The 23,493-nt window shown below is 59.7% G+C and carries 21 protein-coding genes; 7 read left to right on the forward strand and 14 right to left on the reverse strand.

The window, feature by feature from the left end; genetic code table 11:
• The first annotated feature begins 9 nt into the window (after nt 1-9).
• Both AB4Z23_RS23515 and AB4Z23_RS23520 read left to right on the forward strand, forming a co-directional pair.
• Entirely contained in the window at nt 10-1,842 is a 1,833-nt protein-coding gene (locus AB4Z23_RS23515) for a TRAP transporter large permease (RefSeq protein ID WP_441360839.1), read from the forward strand.
• Nucleotides 1,843-1,858: 16 nt separating this feature from the next.
• Entirely contained in the window at nt 1,859-2,857 is a 999-nt protein-coding gene (locus tag AB4Z23_RS23520) for a TRAP transporter substrate-binding protein (protein WP_112152934.1), read from the forward strand.
• A gap of 57 nt (nt 2,858-2,914) precedes the next feature.
• Here the strand turns inward: AB4Z23_RS23520 and AB4Z23_RS23525 are convergent, their stop codons facing one another.
• The gene (locus AB4Z23_RS23525) at nt 2,915-4,426 is read right to left on the reverse strand and encodes an aldehyde dehydrogenase (NADP(+)) (RefSeq protein WP_013761523.1); all 1,512 of its coding nucleotides are present in this window, start codon (nt 4,424-4,426) and stop codon (nt 2,915-2,917) included.
• A 245-nt stretch (nt 4,427-4,671) separates the two neighbouring features.
• Here AB4Z23_RS23525 and AB4Z23_RS23530 point away from each other — a divergent pair, with 245 nt between their 5' ends.
• The gene (locus AB4Z23_RS23530; protein WP_034501960.1) at nt 4,672-5,025 is read left to right on the forward strand and encodes an antibiotic resistance protein VanZ; all 354 of its coding nucleotides are present in this window, start codon (nt 4,672-4,674) and stop codon (nt 5,023-5,025) included.
• A 28-nt stretch (nt 5,026-5,053) separates the two neighbouring features.
• Here the strand turns inward: AB4Z23_RS23530 and uxuA are convergent, their stop codons facing one another.
• From uxuA to AB4Z23_RS23565, 7 genes are all read right to left on the reverse strand, one after another.
• Nucleotides 5,054-6,262 carry a mannonate dehydratase gene (gene uxuA, locus AB4Z23_RS23535; protein WP_441360840.1) on the reverse strand — a complete coding sequence of 403 codons (1,209 nt, stop codon included), beginning with the start codon at nt 6,260-6,262 and terminating at the stop codon, nt 5,054-5,056.
• Nucleotides 6,263-6,278: 16 nt separating this feature from the next.
• Nucleotides 6,279-7,325: an L-idonate 5-dehydrogenase gene (locus tag AB4Z23_RS23540; RefSeq protein ID WP_441360857.1), complete on the reverse strand. Its 1,047-nt coding sequence runs from the start codon at nt 7,323-7,325 to the stop codon at nt 6,279-6,281.
• A gap of 72 nt (nt 7,326-7,397) precedes the next feature.
• A complete protein-coding gene (locus AB4Z23_RS23545; RefSeq protein WP_003510762.1) occupies nt 7,398-8,804 on the reverse strand; it encodes a TRAP transporter large permease in 1,407 nt (468 codons plus the stop codon).
• Between the two features lie 4 nt (nt 8,805-8,808).
• A complete protein-coding gene (locus tag AB4Z23_RS23550) occupies nt 8,809-9,381 on the reverse strand; it encodes a TRAP transporter small permease (RefSeq protein ID WP_013761519.1) in 573 nt (190 codons plus the stop codon).
• Nucleotides 9,382-9,442: 61 nt separating this feature from the next.
• Nucleotides 9,443-10,417, reverse strand: coding sequence for a sialic acid TRAP transporter substrate-binding protein SiaP (locus AB4Z23_RS23555; RefSeq protein ID WP_013761518.1), 975 nt, complete (start codon nt 10,415-10,417; stop codon nt 9,443-9,445).
• Nucleotides 10,418-10,478: 61 nt separating this feature from the next.
• Nucleotides 10,479-11,195, reverse strand: coding sequence for a FadR/GntR family transcriptional regulator (locus AB4Z23_RS23560; protein WP_065661645.1), 717 nt, complete (start codon nt 11,193-11,195; stop codon nt 10,479-10,481).
• Nucleotides 11,196-11,425: 230 nt separating this feature from the next.
• Nucleotides 11,426-12,112 carry an HAD family hydrolase gene (locus tag AB4Z23_RS23565; protein ID WP_019564617.1) on the reverse strand — a complete coding sequence of 229 codons (687 nt, stop codon included), beginning with the start codon at nt 12,110-12,112 and terminating at the stop codon, nt 11,426-11,428.
• A 410-nt stretch (nt 12,113-12,522) separates the two neighbouring features.
• Here AB4Z23_RS23565 and minC point away from each other — a divergent pair, with 410 nt between their 5' ends.
• The 3 genes from minC to minE are packed head-to-tail and all read left to right on the forward strand — an operon-like array spanning nt 12,523 to nt 14,361.
• Nucleotides 12,523-13,251 (forward strand): septum site-determining protein MinC, encoded by a 729-nt coding sequence (gene minC, locus AB4Z23_RS23570; RefSeq protein ID WP_003510754.1) that lies wholly within the window; start codon nt 12,523-12,525, stop codon nt 13,249-13,251.
• A 37-nt stretch (nt 13,252-13,288) separates the two neighbouring features.
• Nucleotides 13,289-14,104: a septum site-determining protein MinD gene (minD, locus tag AB4Z23_RS23575; protein WP_003510752.1), complete on the forward strand. Its 816-nt coding sequence runs from the start codon at nt 13,289-13,291 to the stop codon at nt 14,102-14,104.
• Nucleotides 14,101-14,361 carry a cell division topological specificity factor MinE gene (gene minE, locus AB4Z23_RS23580; RefSeq protein WP_003510750.1) on the forward strand — a complete coding sequence of 87 codons (261 nt, stop codon included), beginning with the start codon at nt 14,101-14,103 and terminating at the stop codon, nt 14,359-14,361. Before minD ends, minE begins: the two co-directional genes overlap by 4 nt.
• Nucleotides 14,362-14,406: 45 nt before the next feature.
• Here minE and AB4Z23_RS23585 read toward each other — a convergent pair whose 3' ends face one another.
• The 3 genes from AB4Z23_RS23585 to AB4Z23_RS23595 form a co-directional block, all read right to left on the reverse strand.
• Nucleotides 14,407-15,309 (reverse strand): amino acid ABC transporter substrate-binding protein, encoded by a 903-nt coding sequence (locus tag AB4Z23_RS23585; protein WP_097100189.1) that lies wholly within the window; start codon nt 15,307-15,309, stop codon nt 14,407-14,409.
• A 67-nt stretch (nt 15,310-15,376) separates the two neighbouring features.
• Nucleotides 15,377-16,270 carry an amino acid ABC transporter substrate-binding protein gene (locus AB4Z23_RS23590; RefSeq protein ID WP_441360841.1) on the reverse strand — a complete coding sequence of 298 codons (894 nt, stop codon included), beginning with the start codon at nt 16,268-16,270 and terminating at the stop codon, nt 15,377-15,379.
• 30 nt (nt 16,271-16,300) lie between these two features.
• Nucleotides 16,301-18,619, reverse strand: a complete 2,319-nt coding sequence (locus tag AB4Z23_RS23595; protein ID WP_441360842.1) for an EAL domain-containing protein — start codon at nt 18,617-18,619, stop codon at nt 16,301-16,303.
• A 346-nt stretch (nt 18,620-18,965) separates the two neighbouring features.
• Here AB4Z23_RS23595 and AB4Z23_RS23600 point away from each other — a divergent pair, with 346 nt between their 5' ends.
• Nucleotides 18,966-20,324, forward strand: coding sequence for an amidase (locus tag AB4Z23_RS23600; RefSeq protein WP_441360843.1), 1,359 nt, complete (start codon nt 18,966-18,968; stop codon nt 20,322-20,324).
• A gap of 47 nt (nt 20,325-20,371) precedes the next feature.
• Here the strand turns inward: AB4Z23_RS23600 and AB4Z23_RS23605 are convergent, their stop codons facing one another.
• The 3 genes from AB4Z23_RS23605 to AB4Z23_RS23615 are packed head-to-tail and all read right to left on the reverse strand — an operon-like array spanning nt 20,372 to nt 23,384.
• Nucleotides 20,372-21,013, reverse strand: coding sequence for a ThuA domain-containing protein (locus AB4Z23_RS23605; RefSeq protein ID WP_115062630.1), 642 nt, complete (start codon nt 21,011-21,013; stop codon nt 20,372-20,374).
• Nucleotides 21,014-21,030: 17 nt separating this feature from the next.
• The gene (locus tag AB4Z23_RS23610) at nt 21,031-22,131 is read right to left on the reverse strand and encodes a Gfo/Idh/MocA family protein (RefSeq protein WP_413373112.1); all 1,101 of its coding nucleotides are present in this window, start codon (nt 22,129-22,131) and stop codon (nt 21,031-21,033) included.
• Between the two features lie 53 nt (nt 22,132-22,184).
• A complete protein-coding gene (locus tag AB4Z23_RS23615; protein ID WP_003510733.1) occupies nt 22,185-23,384 on the reverse strand; it encodes an ROK family transcriptional regulator in 1,200 nt (399 codons plus the stop codon).
• Nucleotides 23,385-23,493: the final 109 nt, after the last annotated feature.

Raw genomic sequence — 23,493 nt, forward strand, 5'->3', positions numbered from 1 at the left:
AAAAAAGACATGACGGCTGGTCCGGCAACAACGATTGCACAAYGGCGCATCGGCCCKCAGCGTGCGGCGGAGCGGGCGCTTGCCGTTCTGGACAAGGCGCTTGGCGCGGTCGCCGCCGCAATCCTTGCGACTCTTCTCGTGGTGGTSCTGGTCAATGTCACCCTGCGTTATCTGTTTCACACCGGCTTCATCGGTGCGGAAGATCTCGGCATCTGGCTGCATGTGGCGATGATCGCGGTCGGCGCGCCGCTCAGTCTCAAAAGCGCGCTTGCCATGCGGCTCGATGTTTTCGTGCGGTTTTTGCCTGAGCGGTTYCATGCCGCCACCGAAGTTCTGGCGGATGCCTTCTCCTTCATCGCAGCACTGATCCTCGCCTTCGGTGGSGTTGAAATCGCGGCGATGCTGGGYGGTACGTCTCCGACGCTCGGTCTGCCGGAATGGGTGCGTTTTGGCTTTCTGGGTGCAGGCGGCGCRTTGATCCTTCTTTACCTGGCGCTTCAGCGTGTCAGTGAGGGCAAGACATTTGCCKTTCTAGYGTCTCTCACCATTGCAATTGCGGCCTATGTCGGCCTGCCGGAAGTCTTCRTAGATACGAGCCTGCCGCCCAGCCTATTTCTGGCGCTGACGGCGGCGGTGGGGCTGGTGCTGGCAGCACCGCTCGCCCATGCCTTTCTCGCCGCAGCCTATGTGGCGATCGCCTTCGGCAGTACCTTGCCGGAGCCGGCCATCGTTTCCTCAACGGTAACAGGCATGTCGAAATTCCTGCTGCTCGCCATCCCCTTCTTCCTGCTGGCCGGAAGCCTGCTGACGGAATCGGGGGTTGCCAACCAGCTGGTTCGGTTCGCCGCCTCCATGGTTGGACACCGCCGGGCAGGGCTGGCGCAGACGACGCTGTTGACCAGCGTGCTGTTTTCCGGCGCATCCGGTTCCTCTGTYGCCAACGCCGCCTTCGGCGCTTCAACSTTCCAGCCGGAACTGGTCAAACACGGCTATCCGCCGGCGCAGGCGGGCGCGATCATYGCTGCAACGTCGGTGCTCGACAATGTCATCCCGCCCTCCATTGCCTTTCTCATCCTYGCAACGGCTACCAACCTGTCGGTGGGCTCGTTGCTGGTYGGCGGCTTTTTCGCCGGTGGGCTGATGGCGATCTGCCTTGCGGTGGCTATCCATTGGAGCGTGCGCAGCGTCGATACCCTGCCGCGCGCCACGGGCACGGAACGCTGGCGCTCGGCTATCGCCGCCATACCCGCCTTCGGTCTCGGCGTYATCGTGGTRGTCGGCATCCGCATCGGCGTCGTCACCACCACGGAGGCGGCCGCACTTGCCGCACTCTACACGCTGCTTCTCGGCTTCGGGTACCGGCTGGGCGCGGGGCGTATCTTCGCAACTTTCCGGCAATCAGCCGGTGAGGCGGCGGCCATCGGTCTCCTTATCGGCACGGCAGGCCCCTTCGCCTTTCTTCTGGCGGTCGATAATGTCTCCGGCCTCGTCACGGATTTCGTGACATTGCTTGGCGGCAGCAAGATCGCGGTGCTTCTGCTTTCCAACCTCATCCTGCTCGTGGTGGGGCTGGTGCTGGATATCGGTGCGGCCATCCTGCTGTTTGGACCGATCCTGTTGCCCGCGGCCGTTGCGGCCGGCATCGATCCCATCCATTTCGGCGTCATTCTCGTGGTCAACCTGATGATCCATGGCCTCACACCACCGCTCGGCATGCTGATCTTCGTCGTCAGCGGTGTCACCCGCATTCCGGCGACAGCGCTATTCCAGGCCGTCGTTCCCTATCTCCTATCCCTTCTCGTTTCCCTCGCCATTCTGTGCGCCTGGGCCATTGTCTTCTAAATCCGGGGTTTTATTCATGACTATTATCGATCGTCGCAATCTCCTGAAACTCTCCGCTGCGGGTGCGGCAGCACTTGCCACGCCCGCCTTCGTGCGCAACGCAAATGCCAGGACCCGCAACATTACGGTCGCCTCCCTGTTCGCGGACGACAAGCCGGAGACGAAAATCTGGGTGAAGATCAGCGAGCTGGTGGAGGCAAAGCTGCCCGGCCGTTTCCGCTTCAACATCGTCAAGAGCGGTGCGCTGGGCGGCGAAAAGGAAGTGGCGGAAAATATCCGTCTCGGATCGGTTCAGGCGAGCCTTTCCACGGTCTCTTCGCTCTCCGGCTGGGTGCCGGAACTGCAAATCCTCGATCTGCCCTTCCTGTTCCGCGATGCAGACCATGTKCGCAAGGTGGTGACGGGCGAGACCGGCAGCGAGCTGAAGACCAAGCTYGGCGCGCAGCAATTCGTGGCCGTAGACTTCATCAACTACGGCGCCCGCCATCTCCTGACCAAGGAGCCGGTAACCCGGCCAGAGCAGCTCAACGGCAAGAAGATCCGCGTCATCCAGAGCCCGCTGCACACCAAGCTGTGGAGCGCCTTCGGCACCACGCCGGTCGGCATTCCCATCACCGAGACCTATAATGCACTGTCAACCGGCGTAGCCGACGCCATGGATCTGACGAAGTCCGCCTATGCCGGGTTCAAGCTTTACGAGGTTGTGCCCTACATGACCGAGACCGGCCATATCTGGGCATCGGGCGTGGTTTATTATGGTGCGGCTTTCTGGAGCCAGCTCGATGACGAAGAGAAGAAGGCCCTGACCGAAGCATCAAGCGAAGGCGCGCTCTATTTCAACCAGCTGATCGTCGAGGACGAGGCGAAGTCTGTGGAGCTTGCGATTTCGAAGGGCGGCAAGGTCTTGCAGCCSGAAGCMTTGGATGAGTGGCGCAAGGGGGCGCAGGGCGTCTGGCAGGATTTYGCCGGCACTGTCGGCGGYATCGAGAAAATACAGGCGATCCAGTCGGCCTGATACCGAAGCACTATTGTGAATGGGGAGGGCGCAGGAGCGCCCTCCCCATTTTTTTGATCAGCGGATATCCTGCGGCAGAACGTCCGAAGGAATATTCTGGTAGGAAACAGGGCGCGTGAAGCGGCGGATCGACATGGTACCGACCGAGGTCGCGCCGAAGTTCGTGGAAGCCGGGTAGGGGCCGCCGTGAACCATGGCTTCGGAGACTTCAACGCCGGTCGGGAAGCCGTTGGCGAGAACGCGGCCGGCCTTGCGCTCGAGGATCGGCAGCAGCTTGCGGCCGAGTTCGGCGTCACCTGCGTCAAGATGCATGGTCGCTGTCAGCTGACCTTCGAAGCTCTTTGCCACTTCGATCATTTCTTCAGCGCTGTCGACCGTCACGATCAGGCCGAGCGGTCCGAAGACTTCTTCGGCGAGCGCGTGGTTGGCAACCCAGTCCTTGCCCGAAACGCGGAACAGGTAAGGCGTTGCGTTACGCAGGTCGCAGGTGGTGGTCAAAACGTCGCGCACGCCGTTACCGGCTGCGATGCGGTCGCGACCGTCACGATAGGCAGCGGCGATACCGTCGGTCAGCATGACCTGCGGGCCGACTTCGGAAAGGGCCGCCCGTGCGGTTTCCGACACGGCATCCGCCTGCGAGGCAAGCACCACGGCAATGCCGGGATTGGTGCAGAACTGGCCAGCACCCATGGTGAGCGAACCTGCCCAGCCCTTGGCGATGGCTTCACCGCGCGCGGAAACGGCTTCCGGCAGCAGGAACATCGGGTTGACGGAACCGAGTTCGCCGAAGAACGGGATCGGTTCCGGACGCTGGGCGCAGAGATCGAACAGTGCGCGGCCACCGGCGAGCGAGCCGGTGAAGCCGACTGCCTTGATGCGCGGATGCTGGACGAGCGCGGAACCGACATCGCGGCGGCCGCCCTGGATCAGCGAGAAGACGCCGGGATGCAGATTGTGCTTCTTGACGGCGGCGAGAACGGCCTCGGCAATRATTTCACCGGTGCCGGGATGGGCGGAATGRCCCTTGACCACAACCGGGCAGCCGGCTGCGAGAGCGGCGGCGGTATCRCCACCGGCGGTCGAGAAGGCGAGCGGGAAGTTGGACGCACCGAAGACCGCAACGGGGCCGATCGGACGCTGCATCAGACGGATATCCGGGCGCGGCAGCGGCTGGCGGTCAGGCAGCGCTTCGTCGTGGCGGCGGTCGAGATAGTCGCCCTTGCGGATATGCGATGCGAAAAGGCGAAGCTGTCCGGTGGTGCGGCCGCGTTCACCCTGCAGGCGTCCTGCGGGCAGGCCGGTCTCGGACGTGCCGATTTCAGTGATGGCGTCGGCGCGGGCCTCGATCTCATCGGCGATGGTGTCGAGGAATGCGGCGCGCTCTTCGCGGGTCGTGTAGCCGTAGCTCCAGAAAGCCTCTTCGGCTGCTTCTGCGGCCGCATTCACCAGATCGACGGTGCCGACCGAAAAATCGAAAGCTTCGCCATGTGCAGGCTCGCTGCGGAATTTCGCTTCCGTGGCGACCCATTCTCCTGCAACCAGATGTTTGCCGTGCGGCTTGAAACTCATTGTGCTCTTCCCTGAAAATCTGATCCTGTGTGGAAAATCCACCCGATACCGTAAAACCGGACCGAAGGGCGACAGCCTGAAAGGCCATCAGCCGCGATCCTTGTCCGGTTGCCCTCTGCCTTAGCCCGAGTAAGGCTTCAGCGAAAGCCGGATTGTGCAGTATCTGTCCAAAAAGTGTGATTTATTGGGCGGTGGAAGAAAAAGACGATCTTCCGTTTATGCGCGCAGCGCTCTATTGTGACGTCATGATGACAAATAGACTTCCGAAATACATCGCCTGGTCGGTTCTGCTGCTGATCGTGATCGTTACAGTTTGCCCGATCGGGCTTCGGCCGCATACGCTGACGACCGTCGGCATCGACCGCGCCGCCGCCTTTGCCTTCTGTTCGGCTGCCTTCGTGCTGGCCTATCCGCGTTACTGGCTTGCCATCATTGTCGCGGGTGTCGTGGCGGCTTTCGGCATCGAGGCGCTGCAATTTCTGTCGCCCACACGGCATCCGCATATGACAGATGCAGTTGTGAAAGCCGTTGGCGCCATTGCCGGTGGGCTTGCCGCCTTTTCGTATCTTCAATTCAGGACGCGATTGACCGCAAGCTAAGAGGCTGCCGGCRGCCAATCGTGTCGGCTTAATTCGCCTGCTTCGCCAATCCGAAACGGCCATGCGACAGCGTGCGCTCGATGCCGCGAAGCTCTGCCAGCCCCTTCAATCGGCCGATGGCGGGATAACCCGGCTGCGCCCCKCGCGTCAGGTCATCAAGGATTTCCTGGCCATGGTCGGGCCGCATCGGAATGGTGTGGTCTGCACGGCCCTCCGCACGACGGCGGGATTCTTCCGACAGAAGTACTGCGATAACGGCGACCATATCCGTTCCACCTTCCAGATGCTCGTCCTCGAAGAAGGAGCAGGGCACGGTGTCCGTGTCGCGCGTGACGTTGCGCAGATGCACGAAATGGATGCGGTCTGCAAAACGGCTGGCGATGAAGGGCAGGTCGTTATCCGCCCGCGCGCCGAGCGAGCCGGTGCAGAGCGTAACACCATTGGCCCGGCTGTCGACTTGCGAGAGCATATGGGCGTAGTCGGACTCCGTTGAAAGAATACGCGGCAGGCCGAGCAGCGGCCATGGGGGATCGTCGCCGTGGGCGCAGATGTTGATGCCGACCTCTTCCGCGACCGGCGTCACTTCCGACAGAAAGTTGATCAGGTTCTGCTGCAGTTTTTCGCGGTTTATGCCGTGATATGAGCGCAGCTTTTCGAGAAGCTGGCTGAGCGTGTAACCATCCGCCGAACCCGGCAGGCCCGCGCCGATATTACGTCCGAGTGCGGCGATCTTCGTATCCGGCATGTCGGCGAAACATTTTGCCGCTTCCTCGATCAGCCACTCCGGATAATCGCCCTTTGCGTCGGGGCGTTTGAGAATGTGAATGTCGAAGGCGGCGAAATCGGAAAGGTCAAAACGCATGGCTTTTGCGCCGTGCTTCGTTTCCCAGCGCAGATCGGTGCGGGTCCAGTCCAGCACCGGCATGAAATTGTAGCAGACGGTGCGAATGCCAGTGGCGGAGAGGCGGCGCAGCGTCTCCTGCCAGTTGGCGATATGGTTTTTCCAGTCGCCCGTCTGGGTTTTGATCTCCTCGGAGACCGGCACGCTTTCCACCACGTCCCAATASAGCCCACCGGCCTTGATCGCCTCATGCCGTTTGGCGATYTCCTCCACMGGCCAGACATCGCCGGTGGCGATGTGGTGCAGCGCGCTTACGATGCCTTCCGCCCCTGCCTGAGCCGCATCCTGAACCGTGACCTTGTCCACCGGGCCGAACCAGCGCCATGTATGTCTCATTTTTTATCCTCAAGCATCATTCTGCGGAAAATGTCAGCTGCACCTTGCAGGCGGCGGAGCGGTCTCCGGCCTGCTCGAATGCGGATTTCGCCTCTTCAAGCGGGAAGCTGTGGGAAATGATCGGCCTCACATCGATCCCGCGCGTGGAGATCAGGCGGGCGGCAATGGCGAATTCATCGTGGAAACGCTGCGAGCCGCGCCAGAGGATTTCCTTGCCCACCAGCGCATTGAGCGGAATGGTTATGTCACCGGTGACGCCCACCTGCACGACAGTACCGCGCGGACGTACACAGGCGAAGGCGGCGCGAAGCGCAGGTGCCGCGGCGGAGCAATCGAAAACGACGTCGAAATACCCCTTATTGTCCTGATAGGGTAAAAGTGCTTCTGCGTTTTTCGCGACATTGATGGTGCGGTCCGCCCCCATGGCGGGCGCGCGCTCCAGCGCCGCATCGGTYAGGTCGGTGGCGAGAATGATGCCGGCACCGGCATGGCGGGCGGCGGCAATCGTCAAGAGGCCGATCGGCCCGGCGCCCGTTACCAGCACCTTGGCGCYGGTCAGATCGCCCGCTTGTGCGACGGCATGCAGGCAGACYGCAAGCGGTTCGGTGCAGGCGGCTTCAGCGGGCGAAGTGGTGTCTGAAAATGTCGCGCATTGTTTTGCGGGAACCACGAGCCGATCACGGAACATGCCCTGTTCATGCGGCAGGCGCATGGCGCTGCCCATGAAGCGCATATCGAGGCAATGGATCGGTTGGCCTTTCAGGCAGAAATGGCAATGGCCGCAAGGCTGCGAGGGATTGACGGCGACGAGCTGGCCGAGTGCGAGCTCGCTGACGCCTTCGCCCAGCGCCTCCACCCGGCCCGATGCCTCATGGCCGCAGATGATCGGCTCGCGCACCCGCACAGGCCCGAAGCCGCCGTCCTGATAATAATGTAGATCGGAACCGCAAATGCCGCCCGCCGCCATGGTCAGCAGCACTTCACCGGGGCCGGGCGCCTGCATGTCCTGCGTTTCRACGCGGATATCTTCACGGCCGTATAGACGTGCCACGCGTGTCTGCATCACCGTGCCTTTCATCGTATGTGTATTGGATGAATGAAACCCGCGCGGCTAGCCGCGCGGGCARTGCGTCGATTAGCGGATCAGGCCCATCTCGGTCGGCAGCCACAAGGTGATTGCCGGGATGAAGGTGATCAGCAGCAGCGCCACGAACAGCGGCACCAGCCATGGCAGAATGGCGACGGTGGTGCGCTCGACGGAGAGTTTCGCCACGCGTGAGAGCACGAACAACACCATGCCGAGCGGCGGATGCAGCAGCCCTATCATCAGGTTGAGGGTGATGATGAGGCCGAAATGCACCGGATCGATATTGAACTGCAGCACCAGCGGCAGCAGGATCGGCACGAGGATGGTGATTGCCGCGATCGTGTCTAGGAAGCAGCCGACGAACAGCATCAGCAGGTTGACCAGCAGGAGGAAAATCCACTTGCTGTCGGTGATCGTCAGGATCGCCGCCGATAGCAACTGTGCTGCCTGGCTGACCGTCAGAAGCCATGCGAAGATTGATGCCGCCGCAACGATGAAGAGAACCGATGCCGTGGTCTCTATCGTGTCGAAGGTCGATTTTGCCAGCGACTTGAACGTCATCGTCCGGTAACGGACAAGCCCGAGGAACAGAGACCACAACACGGCTGCGACAGCCGCCTCCGTCGGCGTGAACCAGCCCATCGTCATGCCGCCGATCAGGATCACCGGCGTCATCAGGGCCATCACGGCAGAGAAGTCAAAATACCAGTCGCAGGCGAGCAAGACCACCAGCACGATCAGGATCGACAGGTTGAGCGACAGGCCAAACAGCGTCAGGAGATAGATGCCGAGCGGCACCATCATGACGACGAGCACTTCAAGCGAAGCGCCGAAGATGGTTCTGAGGTTGAACGGCGTATCGGAACCCCAACCCTTGACGTAGGCGAAAACGGCAACGGTGATCATCATCAAAAGCGTCATGACGACGCCTGGAACGATGCCGGCCATGAACAGTGCGCCGATCGAGACGTTTGCCATCATGCCGTAGATGACGAAGGGCAACGATGGCGGAAAGATCGGCCCGAGCGTTGCGGARGCGGCGGTGACGCCGACGGCCGCTTCGACCGGATAACCATGATCCTTCATKGCCTTGATTTCGATGGTGCCGATGCCGGCGGCGTCGGCGAGGGCCGTGCCGGACATGCCGGAAAAGATTACCGAGCCGATGATGTTGACCTGTGCCAGACCACCTTTCATCCAGCCGACCAACGCCACGGCAAAGGAATAGATGCGTCCCGTCACCCCCGCCGTGTTCATGAGATTGCCGGCAAGGATGAAGAAGGGAACGGCGAGAAGCGGGAAGCTTTCCACGCCCGCAATCAGACGCTGCGCCGCGATGATATCTGGCGCGACATTATACGAGACGATGTAGAGAAGCGATGCCGTGGCCATTGAAATGGCRACCGGCAGGCCGATCAGCATCAACAGAAGAAACGAGCCGATAAGAATAAGCATATGTTCAATCCCCCGCGCTCTGGAATTCTTCCGGCCGTTCCAGAACGGAATAGCCACGCTGCATGTTGGCGATGAAGACCTGCACSGAACGGAAGAACATCAGGACGAAAGCGGCCAGAACCGTATAGAAAACGATGTTGCGCGGCAGGGCGACGGTGACCATTTCCTCGTCSGCGACGATTTCCAGATACCGCCACATCAGCCACGAGGTGTAGGCGAAGAACACAATGCGCAGCACGTCGACAAGGATCGACATGACGCGGGCAACCTGCGGCGGAACGTAGTGATAAAGCACATCCACCTGGATGTGGCGTGACATGCGCACGCACATGACCGAACCTAGAAACACCACGCCAATCAGGCAGTTGACGGCGATTTCTTCCGTCCAGGCATAGCTGTCGTTAAGCACGTAACGGGTGAAGAATTGAAGGAACACGCAACCTGTCATCAGCCAGAAAAGGCCAAGCGTAACCCAGTCCTCGAAGGCGTAGACCTTCAGGTCRACTTCGGGCGGCGCCTCGTCAAACGTGTGGGCGAGTTCTTCAGGCGTGACCTGAGTATGAATTTCCTGCGACATTGAGATATCCCGTCTGGAGAGAAAGGGCGGTGCGGCAACGGAGGCCGCACCGGATCTTGGCTCACTTGACGGCGCGAATGGCTTCCCAGTCGGCCTTGTCGTAACCGAAGTCCTCGAACTTCACCTTCTCCATGACGTTCTTCTCAAAGTCCGCCTTGTCCACCTCTGCGACGTTCAGGCCACGCTTCTTGAACTCTTCCACGAGGCTTTTTTCGCGTCCTTCGATGGTCTTCGTGGTCCGCACSGCGGCTTCCTGCATGACGTCCGTGAAGATTTTCTTGTCTTCATCGGAAAGCTTCGACCACAGGTTCTTCGAGATCACCGTGTTGAGGTGGTCGACGATGTGGCCGGTCAGCACGATGTTCTTCTGCACTTCGAAGAACTTCTTTGCCTCGATGGTGGTCAGCGGGTTTTCCTGTGCATCGACCGTGCCGTTCTGAAGCGCCAGATAGACTTCTGCGAATGCGATCGGGGTCGTGTTGGCGCCGCAGGCGCGTGGCATGGCGAGATAGGCCGGAACGTCGGGAACACGCATCTTCAGTCCCGCCATATCGGCGCAGTTGGCAATCGGCTTGTTCGACGTGGTGTGGCGCGTGCCGTAATAGCTGACGGCGGCGATGTGGTTGCCGGTCTTGTCCTCGTAACCCTTGGCAAGCCGCTTGAAGATATCACTCTTGGTATAGGCGATCAGATGGCTCGGGTCGCGGAAGATATATGGGAAATAGGTGACGCCGATCGGCTTGAAGTCACGTGCGGCAAAACTGGAGCCGGAGATGATGATATCCACCGTGCCTATCTTCAGGCCCTGGTTGATATCCGCTTCCTTGCCGAGCTGCGAGGCGGGGAATACATCCACCTTGTAGCGGCCGTCGGTGCGCTTGGCGATTTCTTCCGCAGCCCAGACCGAATCCGTGTGGAACGGTTCGGAGGTCTCGTAGACATGCGCCCATTTCAGCGTTGTTTGCGCCTGTGCCGCCAAAGCCGAAAGCAAAATGGCAGCGGTTGCGCCCATCAAAGTCGACAATCTGATTTTCATTCTTAACTCCTCCCGAATTAAAGCCAGATTTCTGTTTTTCCCGTCGCCGGTTGCGGCGCGGTCACTCCTCTCCGATCGTTTCCTCCCCGAAACTCTCGGAAAATCTCTTTTGCGACAGCGTCAGATGCTGGCGCATCGCCTCGCGTGCGCCTTCCGGATCGTTCGCCGCGATCGCGTCGCGGATCACCCGGTGTTCCTGAACCGCAAGAATCCATGTGTGAGGACCCTCGAAATAGCTGGCGAGCTTTTCGAAATAGGGCGAAAGGCTGCGCTCGTCATAGATCAGGCCGGTAAAGCGGTTCAGCGCCGAGTTGCCGATGATGTCGGCAATGGCGGTGTGGAAGGCGCGGTCCAGGTTGAGGGCCTGCGGCGAATTGTCGAGCGCCCCGGCCATGCGTTCGATGATGTCGTCCAGCCTGGCGATGCATTCAGACGTGGCAAGCCGCGCGGCCTCCTCGGCAATAGCGCTTTCAATGATGCAGCGCGCCTGCAGGATTTCGAATGGGCCGTGCGCGTCCGGCACGGGTGACTTTGCCTTGTTAGCCGTTCGGGACGTGTTCACATACACGCCCGAACCCATGCGGATATGGATATGGCCTTCCACTTCCAGAACGATCAGTGCTTCCCGCACCGTCGGGCGGGACACGCCAAAACGTTCCGCCAGATCGCGCTCCGCCGGCAGGCGCTGACCGTCCGTCAGTTCCCCGCTCTCGATAAGCAAGCGAATTTGTTCCGCGACCAGCCTGTAGAGGCGGCGCGGCTCCAGAGCCAAAAACATGATGTCCTCCCAGCGCGAAAGTCTCCCCCCTTCGCGCAAGCGGTAAGATGGTCTTACCAATTTTATTAGGTAGGATTTATGCGGTGCTGTCAATTGGCCGCTAGAGGAAAASTACACGGCGAAAGACYGGGGACCGGTSMGGCAGGCTCGGCGCAATGGATTGGATTTTACGAACGTGATTGATCCTCGGGRCAGACCCGAGGRTGACACCGCATGTTTGGGTTGGCTTTTCAGCCCTTGTTACTYGTGAGCTTCAAGCCGCCGTCGTCGCCGATGGTGACGTCCAGCTCACCGTACCCACCGATCGAAAGGTGCGGCGTTTCGATGGGATGCGAATGAGTGGCGTTAATGACCACGACCGTTGCGCCCATGCTTTCCCCCGCCAGAATGCCGGCGGGCGCATCTTCGAAGACGACGCAGTCTTCAGGTGCGACGCCGAGCTTCGCAGCAGCCTTTCTGTAACCCTCCGGGTCAGGCTTGCCGTTCACAACGTCCTCGGCACAGATCATCACTGGAGGCGGGGTGAGGCCTGCCGCAGCCAACCGGAGTTCGGCAAGGGCGCGGGCGGCGGAGGTGACGATAGCCCATTTTCCGGCCGGCAATTTCTCAAGAAATGCGGCTGCCTGCGGAATCTGGAGGATGCCGTCAACATCGTCCATTTCCTTTTGCAAAAGCATATCCGCCTGTTCCTGGATATCGAGGCCGGGAACTGCCTCGCGACGCACAACCTCGGATGCGCGCATGCCATGGATGCGCTGCAGGAAAGCCTCCGGCTCTATGCCGTTGTCTACGGCCCATTCGCGCCAGACCCGCTCCACCACCGCAATGGAATTCAGCAGCGTTCCATCCATGTCGAACAGGAAGGCGCCATATTCGCGCGAGGAGATCTGGGCGGTCGCCGGGACTTTGCTGTGCATCGCATTCTTCCGTTGGATGTGTCGGGTTGGCCTCGTGTCTATAGCATCGGCAGGCATAACGGAATCGTTTTTCCGCTCCTCAAGCAAATGGCGACCCATCCGCCAGTGGCGAACATCGTGCCGGAATCGGACAGTTTGCACGGACTGCGACTCGGGGCATGGTCAGGCAGGGGAGGCGGCGTCCGCACACGGTCATGCGGGCGTCAGGTTGCAGCAAGGATCAACTGCTATTGTGAGTTTTCGAAAGCAGTCAAAGTTCGCAAAATCAAAAGCTAAACGGAGCTTATGAATGTTGTGCATGAGATTTTTCGCAGCGGAATTCTCTTAACGAAACCGTCGTTTAAGGGGTGTTGTTAACCATTTGTTAACCATATTCGAGGTACCTAATTGTCAACGATTTGTTTACCAAGATGACCAAAGTGCTAACAGACCAGCGTTCGATCCGTATCAAAGGCCGCTCCTTCCTCGCGGTCGTTCTGTCCCCTGAAGCTCCGCTCGATCAATGGCTGGAACGGCTGGATGATCTTGCTGCACGTTCGGCCGGGTTCTTCCTGTCGCGTCCGGTGGTTCTGGATGCGTCTGAACTGTCGCTGGACAAGGCAGGGCTGAAGGCTCTGCTGGCAGCGCTGACGGAACGTAATGTCGGCATCATGGGGATCGAAGGTGTTCGCCCCTCGATGATCGAGCCGGGCATGCCGCCGTCGCTGAAGGGCGGAAAGCCCGCTTCAGATGTCGAGGTCGAGCCCGTCGCCATTGCCGCCGAATTGCCGGAAGAAAAGCCGCGCGCTTCGGGCGAGGTTCGGGCCGTGGTGCAGTCGCTGGTCATCAACGAGCCGGTGCGCTCCGGCCAGTCGATCATGTTCCCCGAAGGCGATGTGACCGTCATCGGTTCGGTCGCCTCGGGTGCGGAAATCATCGCGGGCGGGTCGGTGCATATTTACGGGGCGTTGCGCGGTCGCGCCATGGCCGGTTCGCTTGGCAATGTTTCGGCGCGCATCTTCTGCCGCAAGCTGGAAGCGGAGCTACTGGCAATCGACGGTGTCTACAAGGTTGCCGAGGACATTGACGACAAGCTGCGCGGCCAGCCCGTTCAGCTGTGGCTGGAAAACGATACGATAAAGGCCGAAAAACTTGGCTGACGACATAGAGAAAACAACACAGGAACAGGAGAGCCGTATGGGGAAGGTAGTCGTTGTTACTTCCGGCAAGGGCGGGGTTGGCAAGACCACCTCGACCGCAGCGCTTGGCGCCGCATTGGCGCAGAACAAGCAGAAGGTCGTAGTTGTCGATTTTGACGTCGGACTGCGTAACCTCGATCTCGTYATGGGTGCTGAACGCCGGGTGGTTTACGATCTCGTCAACGTCATCCAGGGCGATGCCAAGCTGACGCAGGCGCTGATCCGCGACAAGCGCCTCGAGACGCTGTTCCTGCTGCCCGCCTCGCAGACACGCGACAAGGACAATCTGACGCCGGAAGGCGTGGAATGGGTCATCGCCGAGTTGAAGAAACATTTCGACTGGGTCATCTGCGACAGCCCGGCCGGTATCGAACGCGGCGCGACGTTGGCCATGCGCCATGCGGATGTGGCCGTCGTGGTCACCAATCCGGAAGTCTCCTCGGTGCGTGACAGTGACCGCATCATCGGCCTGCTCGATTCCAAGACGCTGAAGGCCGAACGCGGCGAGCGCATGGAAAAGCACCTGCTTCTGACGCGCTATGATTCGGCCCGTGCCGAGCGTGGCGACATGCTGAAGGTCGACGACGTTCTGGAAATCCTCTCCATTCCGCTGCTCGGTATCATTCCCGAAAGCACGGATGTCCTGCGTGCTTCCAACGTCGGTGCACCGGTTACGCTCGCGGATGCCCGTTGTGCACCTGCGATGGCTTACTTCGACGCTGCCCGCCGCCTGTCAGGCGAGGACATTCCGGTGGTCATTCCGGGCGAAAAGCGGGGTATCTTCTCCAAGATCTTTGCTAGGAGGGCTGCATGAGCATTTTCGGCCTGTTCCGTAAACAAAAGTCGGCACCGCTTGCGCGCGAGCGACTGCAGGTGTTGCTTGCCCACGAAAGGGCGTCGTCGGGAACCGATCTCGTCGCCGTCCTCCGGGAAGAAATTCTCGCCGTCATCGCCAAGCATGTACAGATCGATAACGATCGGGTGCATGTGAAGATGGATCGTGACGAGCAYGTCTCCATACTGGAGATCGATGTCGAGATACCGTTGAGCGCCGACCTGCGCGCSGCGTGATGTWTTCTCCGAATACCGCCGCCCCTTGCAGGGCGGCGTTTTTCTTTACTCKGCCGTCGTATCGACCGGCATTCTAAATGCCTCGGCCAGATCGTCGGGAAGCGGGCGCTTGAGGTTTATGCCGTTCGGCGGGATCGGCGCGTTGAACCACTTGTCGTAGATCGCGTTGATTTCGCCGCTTGCATAAATTTTCCCAAGGGCTTCGTTGACGGCGTTCTTGAAGGCGGTGTCGCCCCGTCGGAGCATCAGGCCATAGGGCTGTGGTGGGGCAAGATATTCGTTCGAGATGGAATAGTCTTCGGGCTTGCCCGTTTCAGCGACGAAGGACCTCAGAAGAATATCGTCCATGACGAAGGCCGAGGCTCGATCTTCCGTCACCATGTCGAAACTGCCTTCCGTACTGTCGTTTTGCAGGACGGCGATGTTCAGTCCCAGTTTGCGGTTAAGCACATTCAGCTGACTGATATTGATCGTTCCCGTTGTCACCACCACGGTTCGACCGGCAAGATCGCTGACGCTTGTCATGTTGCTTGATTTCAGGGCGACATAACGCGTGCCGGTGATGAAGTGGCTGTAGGAAAACCACACGGCCTTGCGTCTTTCCTCCGTATTCGTGCTCGCCACGCATTCCATGTCGATTGTGCCATCATTGAGAAGCGTGATGCGGTTGCTGGGGGTGCGCTTGACGAAATCGATTTTCAATTCCGGCAGGCCCAACTTCTTCTTGATGGAATCCGCCACCTTCAGGCACAGTTCGATGCTGTAACCRATCGGCTCCGGACCAATTCCCATATAGGAAAAGGGAAGATTTCTGTCGGCAAAGCCGAGCCGGATGGTGCCGGTTCTGGCAATGGTTTCGAGTGTAGGCGGTTGGGTGTCGTCGGCGGCTGCAATGGTGGGTAAAAGACTAAAAACCCCAAGCATGAGCCACAATGTCGATCTCTGCATCGCGCATCTCCAGCCAAAATTATCAGTCAAAACATTTTCATAAAATAGAGGTGGGGTTTTTACTCCCTCAGTCCCGGTATTCGCTCGGATGGTCATAGGCTTGTTTCAAGGAGGCGGTCATCGGCAGGTTCAGGTTCATGCCATTGGGCGGAATGGGTTTGGTGAACCATTTTTCGTAAAGGCCGTGAATGGTGGGACCGGTGAAGATCTGCCGCAGGCTTTCGTTGACCGCCGCCTTGAAGGCCGGGTCGTTGCGCCGAAACACCAGGCCGTACGGTTCGGGTGCGCTCAGCGTTTCGTCCGAGAGCGCGTAGAGGTCGGGATTCTCCGATGTTGCCGCCAGCGCCGCCAGCAATATGCCATCCATGACGAAAGCAGAGGCCTTGCCGGCAACGACGAGTTCGAAGGCTTCCTCATTGGTTTTTGTGGGCATCACCGAGATATTGAGGTTCTTTTCGCGGTTCACCGCATTCAGCTGCTCGATGTTGACCGTGCCGGAGGCGGATGTGACGGAGCGTCCGGCCAGATCGGCAAGGCTCTTCAGATTGTCCTGTTTACGGGAGAGAAATTGCGTCGCGGTCATGAAATTCGGATAGGAGAAATCCACCATTTTCCGGCGTTCGCTGTTGTTGGTCGTCGCCGCGCATTCAATATCGATCTTGCCGCTCCGGACGAGAATGAACCGGGTTGCGGGCGTGGCCTTTACATATTCAATGTCGAGTTTGTCCAGCTTCAGTTGCGTGCGGATGTCCTCGCTGATCGCACGGCAAAGATCAGTCGAGAAGCCGGTCACTTCTCCGTCCGGCAGCTGATAGGAAAACGGCGGTTCTGCCTCACGATAACCGATGCGGATTTTCGCGGTCTTGGCAATCTGCCGAAGCGTATCGCCTTCGCCGGCGGCCTGCACCGGAGYTGTGGGGATAAAGCATGTGAGGAAAAGGCAAAATACTGAAATGCGCATTTTATGTCCTTTTGGCTGTCAGCCGCGTTCTCAAATCGCTTTTTGTGGCGGGTAATAGGTTTCCTGCATCGGTCGYCCGACGTCGCTATATTCGTCGTTTCCGGTTTGGGCGATGACGGCACGGTTCTTGAGTATCCGGGCAAGCGGCGCCGGCTCGGCAAAATAATAGCCCTGTGCCTCGTCACATCCGGAAAGCTTGAGGGCCTCGACCTGTTTCTTGTCTTCCACGCCCTCGGCGGTGACTTTCAGGCCGATCTGTTCTGCCATGTCGATGATGGTGTTGACGATGGCCGAGCACATTGGATTTTCCGGCAGGCCGGAAACGAATTCGCGGTCGATCTTGATCTTGTCGAAGGCAACATGCGTCAGCGTGCTCAACCCGGCATAACCGGTGCCGAAATCATCAAGCACGAGGCGGACGCCCATTTCCTTCAGCAGCTTTAAAGCCCTGGCGCTGTTGTCGCGCTCGAGCATTGCCGTTTCCGTCACTTCAAGCTCGAGCCGCTCGGCCGGGAAGCCGGAGGCTTTCAGCGCGCCGTCAACGATCGGGACAATATCGTCATTGCAAAGCTGCACGGCGGAAAGATTGACGGCAAGTCGGATATCCCTGGGCCAGGTCATGGCGTCCATGCAGGCCTGCGCCAAAACCCATTCGCCCAGAGGTTTGATGAAATTGTTTTCTTCGGCAAGCGTTATGAAGCGATCCGGCGTGATGATGCCAAGCTTGCTGTGCCGCCATCTGGCAAGGGCCTCGTAGGCGACAATGCGGCCGCTCTCCAGATTGACCACGGGCTGGTAATACAGCTCGAATTCGTGGTTTTCGAGCGCGGATTTCATGTCTATTTCGAGCGCGTGCTTGTGCTGCGCCGCCATGTCCATGCCAGGCTCGTAAAAGACAAAAAAGCCGCATCCCATGGATTTCGCCCGGTAGAGACCAAGGTCCGCATGTTGCAGAAGCTGGGTGGCGGAGTTGCCGTGATCGGGCGCGCAGGCGATGCCGATGCTGGTATCGACGCTTATATGGCTACCTTCGAGGCTGAAGCTGCGCGAGACCGCATGGACCACGCGCTTTGCCAGCGCGCCCGCATCCTCGCGACAATTATCGGTCACCGCTTGTATGATCGCAAATTCGTCGCCGCCGAGCCTGCTCACCATGTCGTTTTCACCGAGCACGGAGGAAATCCGCGAGGCCACGGCCACCAGCAGGGCGTCGCCTGCCGCGTGTCCCAACGTATCGTTGACGGCCTTGAAGCGGTCGAGATCGAGCAGCATGACGTTGAACGGCTGGCCTGACGTGGAAAGATGTTCGAGACGGTTCTCCAGCGTCTTCATCAAGAGCACGCGGTTGGGAAGCCCCGTCAGCGCATCATGATGGGCCATATGTTCCAGTTGCTGCGCCATGTCACGTATCTGCCTGAGCCGTCCACGTTCCAGAACGGCCTCCCGCAGGGTTTCGATGGCGGTGGCCATATCGCCGATCTCGTCCCGTCGATCCTGAAACGGYGTGACGACATCGGTTTCCTCACGGGCGATCCTGAGTGTCGCCTGCACCAGCGCCGGAACGGGTTTYAGAAAATGCCTGGCAATCAGCGTCACGAGAACGCCGGTGACGGTCAGAACAACGATCAGGGCGACGAGCGAATTGTAGATGAGCTTGCGCTGCGCGCCATAAAGTGCGTCCGAACCGCCGATGCTGACGGCGACCGCGCCAATCGGATTTTTCGTTTCCGTGCTGATGATCGGCAAYAGGCCGATATAATGGCTGGAATCGCCAATCGTCGCAAAGCCGGTGGCAAAACGCGCGGCGACCGCATCTCTGGAGAAGATGGGATCGGTGGCAATCGGTTTTTCGGCGTCGTCGGTGGCGTTGTCGAAGGCCGCCGCGATTTGACGGAATCCGGAATCGGCCTCATCGTAGCGGAAAAGCCAGACGGCATTCTTGGTCTGCGCACCGATGAGGGCGAGAACGTCGCTGGGGTTGAAGCCGGTAACGAGAATGGATGCGTCGTCGCCAATCGGCTTGTCGGTCAAGATGCCGTTCACCTGTCCGTCCGTGTCGGCGGTGACGCTGACATAGGTATAGATGCTGCGCAGGGTGGCGCTGGCAATCTGTGAATTGACGCGGGCCTGGTTGAGCCATTGCTCGCTGGCTGCGGCAACGAACATGTACCAGCCGACGAGCGCCCCGATGCTGTAGGAAAAGATCACGCCGCCGAGAAATATCAGGGTTATCTTGCTGGCGAGCGAACGCCGCCGCGAAAAGCGGCCCGGTACCGGCTGCGTCGTTGAGCGAAGCGTGTCACCGGTTTCAGTCTGTCTATCTATCCCCCGATAGGCAGTCTCTTCCATTCGCGATATTCCCCCGCGATGTCGCGTTATGATTGTTTTATGGAATTTTTATAGGGCATGTATTTCAATGGTGTCTGCTAAATAATTCAACAAAGTTTAGATGCGATTAAGAATTAATCCGTCTTTTTATAGTCGMCGCTTATATAAGGSGCCGAAAATATGTACCTCAGGTTGAAATATTCGATGGCTTGTGATGGGACATCGACGCCAAATACGCCGATGCATTGGGGCCCCTTTTCGCGCTCATCAACCGCGCTTTATGGTTGCAAGGGTACCGCGATTGACCTTGCCAAGCTGCCGATAAACGGCATGTTGTGCGTAACATGCCGGTTTCAGGGAACATATCATGGCTCACAAGGGCAAAAACATCGCGCAGCTTTCCATTCTCATCCAGAGCGGCCATCTTGATCCGCGCGCCTTGGCGGAAGAGACCCTTGGTGCAATCGGGAAATCGGAAGACCGGGCGATCTTTGTCGGCTTGACGGCGGAGCGGGCCATGGCGGAGGCGGAAGGCGCCTTGAAACGCATTCGCGAGGGACGATCCTGCGGCGTGCTCGACGGCATTCCGGTCGCCTGGAAGGACCTTTTCGATCTCGAAGGCACTGTGACCACGGCTGGATCGACGGTGCTTTCGAACGATGGGCCTGCGTCCCGTGACGCGGATGTGGTGAGCGCGCTGAAGGASGCCGGGATGGTCTGCATCGGCCGTACCAATATGAGCGAGTTCGCGTTTTCCGGCCTTGGCATCAACCCGCATTACGGAACGCCGCGCAATCCCGCTTCCACGGATGKCCACCGGCTGCCGGGCGGCTCTTCTTCCGGCGCGGGTGTCGCGGTTGCGGCCGGYCTGGTGCCGGTGGCAATCGGTACGGATACCGGCGGATCGGTGCGCATTCCCGCCGCCTTCAACGGTGTGGTGGGGTACAAGGCKAGCCGCGGCCGTTACTCGATGCGCGGCGTCTATCCGCTGGCTAAAAGTCTCGATTCGCTCGGCCCACTCACTCGCACTGTGCAGGACGCCGTGTGGGTAGATGCCGCCATGCGTGGCAAGGCGGCTTTTGACGCGGCGCGTACGCCTCTGTCCGGCTTGTCGCTCGTCGTGCCGGAAACAGTGTTTTTCGATGGCATCGAGGAGGGCGTCGCGGTCGCTTTTGAGCAGGCAGTGGAACGGCTTTCCCGCGCCGGCGCTTCTGTACGGCGGCAGGCATTCCCGGTCTTTTCGCAATTATTCGATCTTATCAAGGAAAAGGGTGCGCTGGTAACGGCGGAAGCCTTCGCCCTGCACAAGGCGCGGCTGGAAGGTGCTGATGCGGCTCGCATGGACCCACGCGTGGTTGCGCGAGCAAGACTGGGCGCGAATATCTCCTTGCCGGATTACATCGCCATTATCGAGGCGCGCGAACGCATGACGGCGGCTTTTTCGGGCATGATTGGCAAGAATGAGCTGCTGATATCGCCGACATTGCCTCATGTCGCGGCCAAGGTCGCACCGCTTGTGGAGAATGATGAGACCTTCTTTGCCATGAATGCCAAGACCCTGCGCAACACCCAGATCGGCAACTTCTTCGATCTCTGCGGCGTTTCCATTCCCTGCGGCACGGGTGAGGCGGGCATGCCCGTTGGCCTGCTGCTATCAGGCCTGCACGGCACGGATGACCACGTTCTGGGTGTGGCGATGGCTGCGGAAGAGATTATTCGGGGCTGATGATAAAGAAAAAGGCGGCCTTGTTTGGCCGCCTCTCAATGCACGCTTTAACGTGCCGCCCAGTTGGCGCCGCGGCGGAACATGGTTTTCATCTGCGGCACGGAAAACTCCTTGGCCTGATGGCCGAGCGCCGAATAGAAGACGCGGCCCTTGCCGTATTTGCGTTTCCAGACCACCGGCATCACTACACCGTCGATCCACCAGGCGTGGTCGCCGGTGAATTTTGTCGTCGCCAGCACCTCGTTGGAGGGATCGACATGCATGTAGTATTGCTCCGATGTGTAGGGGAAATCGGAAATTCCCTCCATCAACGGGTCGTCGGGGCGGGTGATGTTGACGTGATAGTCGATGATATTGCCGGGATGGGCGACCCACTGGCCGCCGATCATGAACTGGTACTCGACGCAGTCGCGGAAACTGTCGCCTGCACCACCGTGAAAGCCGGCAATGCCGACGCCGTTTTCGACGGCGGCGGTGAGATTCTTGATCTCTTCCTTCTCGATCTTCGACATTGTCACGATCGGCACGACAAGGCTCAGATCATGCACGGAAGGATCGGCGAACGCCTCCGTGCCGTGTTCGACATAGACCTTGAAACCATCCTCTTCCAGAATGTCCTTGACGATGGTGGCGCATTCCTGCGGCTCGTGGCCGCTCCAGCCGCCCCAGACGATGAGTGCTTCGCGCATTTATTTCCTCCTCGGGATTATTTGCCGAGCTGGCCGTCGACCAGCGAAGTTTCAAGGGGAGCAGGGCGCTCCACCCCGGTGGTGATGGAAACGGTGGTGCCGCTGTCCGCTGCCGTCTGGAAGGCCTCCATGACCTCCAGCACGTGCAAGGCAAGATCGCCATTGGCGCGGTGCGGGCGGTTTTCGCGGATCGCATGGGCCATGTCGGCCACGCCGATCGAGCGGTAGTTGCCGTCAGCATAGGGCGAAGACAGTGCCTGCGGCTCGAACTGGCCGCCCTTTTTCAGCAATTGCACCTCACCGCCGAAATGATTGGGGTCGGGCACGATCAATGTGCCTTCCGTTCCGTAGATTTCCAGCGGTACATGTTTGTGGCCCGCCACATCGAAGCTCATGCCCACCTGCACCACCGCGCCATTCTTGAATGCCAGCACGCCGGAAACATGGGTGGCGACATGGACTGGGATTTTCTCGCCATTCTTAGGTTCGCTGGTGATGAGACGTTCGTTGCGCGGCGCGATGGCGAAACCTGCCACCTTGGCGACCGGGCCGAACAGGTTGACGAGATCGGTGATGTAATAGGGTCCCATATCCAGCATCGGCCCGCCGCCGACTTCGTAATAAAAGGCGGGGTTGGGATGCCAGCGCTCATGGCCGGGGCACATGAAGGTAGCCGTTCCGCCAACCGGCTGGCCGAGCACACCTTCGTCTATCAGGCGGCGCGCGGTCTGGTGCCCGCCGCCGAGGAAAGTGTCCGGTGCCGAACCGATGCGCAGGCCCTTTGCCTTTGCCGCGTCCGCAAGCCGTTTACCCTCCACGAAATTGATGCCGAGCGGCTTTTCCGAATAGGCATGTTTTCCCGCCTCAAGTGCGCGCAGGCCCACCTCCACATGCGCCTTGGGAATCGTCAGGTTGACGATGATTTCCACGGAGGGGTCAGACAGAAGTTCATCGATACTTCTTGCCTGAAGGCCGAACTCGTCTGCCCGCGCTTTTGCTGCCTCCTCGTTCATATCCGCCAGTCCGCGAATGTCGAGAATGGGAAACGACGCCATCGCCTTGAGATAGGCGCTGGAGATGTTGCCGCAGCCGATGATGCCGATACCGACCTTGTTCATGTGATTTCCTCCCGTAAATCAGAAATGCCTAAGCCCACTCTCAACCTTGCCGGCTAGAGCGCCGGCCCTGTGGTGTTCCATGGCGATTCGTAAAGCTCGTAAAGTGCGACGGCTGCCGCYCCTTGCGCCCACAGTTCGTCGCTTGCGACGTCGAAAACCAGCTCTGCGACGCCTGCCAGCGATGGCGGCACGGCGGCGTTGTAACTGTCGCGGATGCTGGTAATGAAGGGCTCGCCGAGCTCGAGACTGGAGCCGGTGATGATGACCCGTGGCGGCGCAAACAGCGTGACGATATTGGCAAGCGTCAGGCCAAGGGCTGCACCGGCGCGCAAGGCTGCCGCTATAAGATCGTTGTCTTCCGCCGCAATCAGCGCATGGGCATGCTGCATGCCGCGACCAAGCCGGATAGCTTCTGCAAAACGCCCGTCCACCGGGCGGGAACCGAGAATGGCGTTCTCGCCCGCCTGGCTCGCCAGCCGCACGGTTCCTTCACTGGCAAGGCCGATCACGAGGTCGCCGAGATTGTGGCTGAGGCCGCCTGCACCACGAAACAGCTGGTTTTGATGCATCACGCCAAGCCCAAGTGTCTGCTCGAGCGAGATCAGCACCATGTCCTCCAGATCGCGCGCATGGCCGAACCAGTGATGGGCAAGCGTGATGGCGTGGGCGTCGCTTTCGATGATGGTGGGGGAATTCAGCCGTGAGGTCATTTCCTCGGCAAAATCGACGTTCACTTCCCGCAGGATAGGGCTGCTGCGGATCCTGCCGGTGCGATGTTCGATGACGCCTGGCAGGCCAAGGCAGACCATGTCCACATCTTCCAGCGACAGTCCGGCATCGACCACGCAACGCCGCACCCCGTCTTCCACCAGATCGGCAATGACGCCGATCGGTTGGCGGTCTACACGGATCGGCAGGGCGAGGGTGGACAGCACGTTGCCGCAAAAATCGGTGACGACGAAGACCATGCGGCTTGCCGCAATCTTGGCGCCCACCACGCGGGCCGCATCCGGGTTCAGCTCCAGCATCACCCGCGGCCTGCCGCGTGCGCCCTCCGTGCGGATATCGCCGATATGGCGGGTAAGGATAAGCCCGTCATCGAGCAGCGATGCGGTGATGGCCGATACGGTGGTGGTGGAAAGCTGCGTTCTTTCGCTGATTTCCACCCGGGAGATCGGTCCGTGGCGGCGGATGCTGTCCAGCACGCTTAGCCGGTTGATCGCGCGCATCAGTTCTGGGTCTGCGGTCTTCATGGGTTCCTGCTGCGATCAATGCCGGTTCGAAAACCAATTTATGTCGGATTGCGGATTAAATAACGGTGTCAGGGAGGGGTGTGTCAAGCCGTTCGCTCAAAAAATCGGC

The organism is Agrobacterium sp. MCAB5 (assembly GCF_052114365.1).
In the GTDB taxonomy this organism is placed as follows: Bacteria; Pseudomonadota; Alphaproteobacteria; order Rhizobiales; family Rhizobiaceae; genus Agrobacterium; species Agrobacterium tumefaciens.